The organism is Candidatus Termitispirillum reticulitermitis (genome assembly GCF_054655775.1).
Genome location: NZ_BAAIHG010000085.1, coordinates 1 through 4076, shown reverse-complemented (window position 1 = coordinate 4076; position 4076 = coordinate 1). Strand labels below are relative to the sequence as shown.

At 45.3% G+C, this 4076-nt stretch carries 4 protein-coding genes and 1 pseudogene; all 5 read right to left on the bottom strand.

Annotated features, from left to right (window positions below):
- A pseudogene (locus tag AC1MDJ_RS06960) lies at positions 1-508 on the bottom strand (porphobilinogen synthase); the annotation flags it as partial.
- A gap of 3 nt (positions 509-511) precedes the next feature.
- Positions 512-913: a cytochrome c3 family protein gene (locus AC1MDJ_RS06955; RefSeq protein ID WP_479690206.1), complete on the bottom strand. Its 402-nt coding sequence runs from the start codon at positions 911-913 to the stop codon at positions 512-514.
- Between the two features lie 341 nt (positions 914-1254).
- Positions 1255-2664 carry a type I glutamate--ammonia ligase gene (glnA, locus tag AC1MDJ_RS06950; RefSeq protein ID WP_479690205.1) on the bottom strand — a complete coding sequence of 470 codons (1410 nt, stop codon included), beginning with the start codon at positions 2662-2664 and terminating at the stop codon, positions 1255-1257.
- 44 nt (positions 2665-2708) lie between these two features.
- Complete coding sequence (locus AC1MDJ_RS06945; protein ID WP_479690204.1) at positions 2709-3047, bottom strand: P-II family nitrogen regulator; 339 nt, start codon at positions 3045-3047, stop codon at positions 2709-2711.
- Positions 3048-3118: 71 nt separating this feature from the next.
- Positions 3119-4076 (bottom strand): SulP family inorganic anion transporter (locus AC1MDJ_RS06940; protein ID WP_479690203.1); only part of this gene is annotated, 958 nt, incomplete at its 5' end.

Below are 4076 nucleotides of genomic sequence, written 5' to 3'. Positions count from 1 at the left end.
CATCCATCATATCGCTTGGAGCAACAATGTCAGCACCAGCTTTTGCATGTGATATGGCTTCCATACTTAACAGCTCTAACGTAGCATCGTTACTCACATAGTCGCCATCCAGTAGCCCACAATGCCCATGGTCTGTGTATTCACACAGACAAACATCTGTTATAACTAATAGTTCACTGCAATTTTGCTTGATAGCTCGCACAGCTCGCTGAACAATGCCGTCATCGTTGTAGGCTTCGCTCCCCTCAGAATCTTTATGCAATGGAATGCCAAATAGGATAACGGCACCTATCCCCAGTTTTTCAACTTCTATACACTCTTTAACGATATTATCAACACTTAGCTGATACACATCAGGCATAGAATTGATTGGTCTTTTGACGTTGTCCCCCTCGCAGACGAAGAGGGGGAGTATAAAGTCATCCACCGCAAGACTAGTCTCCCTAACCATACGGCGGATAGTTTTATTAAGACGCAACCTCCTAGGACGTCCAGCCGGAAACATCAGTGCTTACGCGCCAGTGTGGCAACTCTTGCAGTCGGTATTCTTGGGCTGCTTTTTGCCTTTATTTGCAACATCAGCGTGGCAACTATAGCAGAAAGCGTGAGCTGCGTTCTTAATGCCTGCTCCCTTTATTTCTAGCTTAGCACCGTCAGATGTGTATTTCGTGCCGTTCAGCTTGTAGTTGCCAGTAGGCACAAATTTGCCACCGTCATTAGACGCGTGGCAGGTGGTGCACACCATCCCCGAAGAATGTGTGCCGTGCAAGAAAACGACATCTTTCTGAACCTTGCCCGCAACCTTCCAGCCAGAGTGCAGGTTGATTTTAGCTGGAGCAGTCGCCGCATACGCAACAATCGCAACTATAAAAGTAAAGCTAGCTACCAGAGCCACCATATAACCTTTTTTCACAAGCAACCCCCCTATTTCTATTCACTCATACCAAATATTATGTAAATTTTATGTGCTTGTCAAATAAAATTTTTGGAGCTGACATAGATAGTTGACAAGAGTAGCCAATATATTATGTTGGGAGTTATGAAATACGGCAATGATAGCCTATTCTTCTTTGCCCGCCTTTTTTAACCGAACACTTCGTAGTGCCATACCTATCTTTTCATCCATAGTCATTGTTTCTGCCACTCGCATAATAAGCCTCCTTGTTCTATAACTTGTTATTTTTAGATGAAATTTCTAGTTTAGTCAAATATGTAGTCCCAATAAAAAAGCTCCCCCATTGGGGGAGCTTTGTTCTAATATCCGTAATACTTTTGGAATTCAAATGGAGACGGGAGCAACCTGCTGGGTTTAATCTCTCCATCTACCTTTAAGTTTATCCAAGCATTTATAAAGTCTTCGGTGAAGGTATCGCCCTTTAGCAGGAACGCATGGTCGTTTTCTAGTGCATGCAATGCCTCGTCCAAGCTACCGGGCATTTGTGGCACATTCGCCAGCTCTATAGGGTCTAGGTCGTATAGGTTCTTATCCATAGCGGCACCTGGGTCTATCTTGTTCAACACGCCATCAAGCCCAGCAAGCAGTAATGCTGTGAACGATAGATACGGGTTAGCAGTCGTGTCAGGGAACCGAACCTCTACGCGCTTAGCCTTAGGGTTTTTAGAGTTCATCGGTATGCGGATAGATGCACTGCGATTTCTAGCAGAATACGCCAAGTTCACAGGAGCTTCAAAGCCGGGCACTAGACGGCGGTAAGAGTTCAAAGAAGGGTTAGAAAACGCTGCAACTGCTTTAGCATGCTTTAATACGCCACCTATGTAGTATAGTGCCGTTTCAGACAGCCCCGCATACGCACTACCAGCGAATAATGGCTTACCCGCTTTCCACAGCGACATGTGCGTGTGCATACCGCTACCGTTGTCGCCAAACAATGGTTTCGGCATAAATGTTACCGACTTGCCGTGTTTCAACGCTACGTTGCGGACGATATATTTATATTTCAGCACATTGTCAGCCTGCTCTAGCAGAGGGCGGAACTTAATATCAATCTCGTGCTGGGCAACTGCTACCTCATGGTGATGACACTCAACCGATATACCAGACTTTTCCAGAGTAACAGCCATTTCTGCACGTAGGTTATAAAGCGCATCGTTAGGGCTAACAGGATAATAGCCCGCCTTAGCTTCTACCTTATAGCCAGTATTTTTGCCATCCTCATAGCGGCGAGTGTTCCAACCAGCCTCATTAGCATCAAGCGCATAGAAAGTGCTTTGAGGAGCGACTTGATATTGAACGTTATCAAAGATAAAGAACTCAAGCTCTGGTCCTACAAAACATTCATCAGCAATACCAGTTGATTTCAGGTAAGCTAATGCCTTTTGAGCTATATAGCGCGGACTTCTGTCGTAAGGAGCACCTGTGATAGGGTCAAACACGTCACAACTAATAACTATTGTGGGCAATTCTGTGAATGGGTCTAAAAAAGCAGTGTTAGGGTCGGGGATAATAAGCATATCGCTTGAATCTATGCTTTTCCAGCCCTGAATGGATGAGCCATCAAAAGCTACTCCATCCTTGAACACGTCTTCCGGAAACTCCGCCGCAGGAACAACCGAGTGCTGCCATGCACCGAGCATATCCGTGAAACGGATGTCAACCATACGAACGTCCTTTTTCAACAATGCCATAATTTCCTGAACAGTCATACCTTCACCTCTTTATATATTTTAGGACTAGAACCCCGCATAAGCTACAAAGCACCTTCTCCCGTCTCCCCTGTCCGTATGCGAATAGCCGTTTCAATAGGCAATATAAATATCTTGCCGTCTCCGATACGCCCCGTGCGCGCGGACAGCATAATGGCTTCCGCCGCCTGCTCCACGACATCGTCAGGCAAAACAACCTCTATCTTTAGTTTGGGGATAAAATCTATGACATATTCGCCACCGCGATACAGCTCTGAATGCCCTAGCTGTCTGCCGAAACCCTTTACTTCCGTAACGGTAATTCCGGTGATGCCCATCTCTGTGAGCTTTTCTTTCACGTCATCAAGCTGAAACGGTTTAATTATTGCTTCTATTTTTTTCATGTTCAAGCCTGCCTGTTCCTAATAATAATACAGCAGAATGGGCATGTCAAGAAATTTTTTGTCGCCACCCTTTATTTCATTTCATTCAATATTTCTTTAGCTCTAGCAAGTGCTGCGTCTATATCTTTCAGCAAATTCTTTTCGCCGATACGTCTGAACAATGTATTATTCTTTAACATTTCATAGGGTTGTTCCTGCATGCCCGATATTAAAAAGGCAGCGCGGTTGAGTCTGCAAAGCTCCCAGAACCGCTCAAGGGCGTTCAAACCCGTGCTATCCATAACTGGAACTTTCCTCATACGCAGAACAACTACGTGTGGCATGTGGTTTATGCTCTCAAGGGCGTGTATCAGGTTGTCAGCCGCACCAAAAAACAATGGTCCGTTAATTTCATAGACGCCAACATCATTAGGAACGGTTTTATACATTAGGTCGTTAGGGTCATCTGCTCTGTCTTTATGGTGCTCTGACATATCGTCAAGGGTAGTCACATCACTCATTTTCTTCATAAATATCAGTGCGGCAAGCACCACGCCTACCTCTACTGCCACCGTTATATCTATTACGATTGTCAGCACAAAGGCAAGCAACATTATGCTGAACTCAGCACTGCCCGCTTTCGCGAAAGTCTTGAACCGCTTGTAGTTAAACATATCTATAGATACAACCATAAGCATACCCGCTATCGCTGACATCGGTATGTGCTCCACTAGCCCAGAGAATAACATTATAAATAATAATAGCGTTATAGCGTGGACTAATCCCGCCACAGACGTTACGCCACCTGCTTTAATGTTTGTCACCGTGCGGGCAATAGCCCCTGTTGCAGGGATACCACCGAACAAGCCTGACATAATATTACCAATCCCTTGAGCGAACAGCTCCGTGTTGGAATCGTGCCTGTCCCCAGTCATTCCGTCAGCCACAACAGCCGATAGGAGCGACTCAATGGCAGCTAACAGAGCGATAGTAATAGCTGTGGGCACTATTTTATTAAGACTGCTAAACTTTATGCTGGGCAGGTTTGGC

Coding starts and splice junctions, on each gene's coding strand:
- AC1MDJ_RS06945 (WP_479690204.1), bottom strand. CDS start 3,047: ATGAAAAAAATAGAAGCAATAATTAAACCGTTTCAGCTTGATGACGTG.
- glnA (WP_479690205.1), bottom strand. CDS start 2,664: ATGACTGTTCAGGAAATTATGGCATTGTTGAAAAAGGACGTTCGTATG.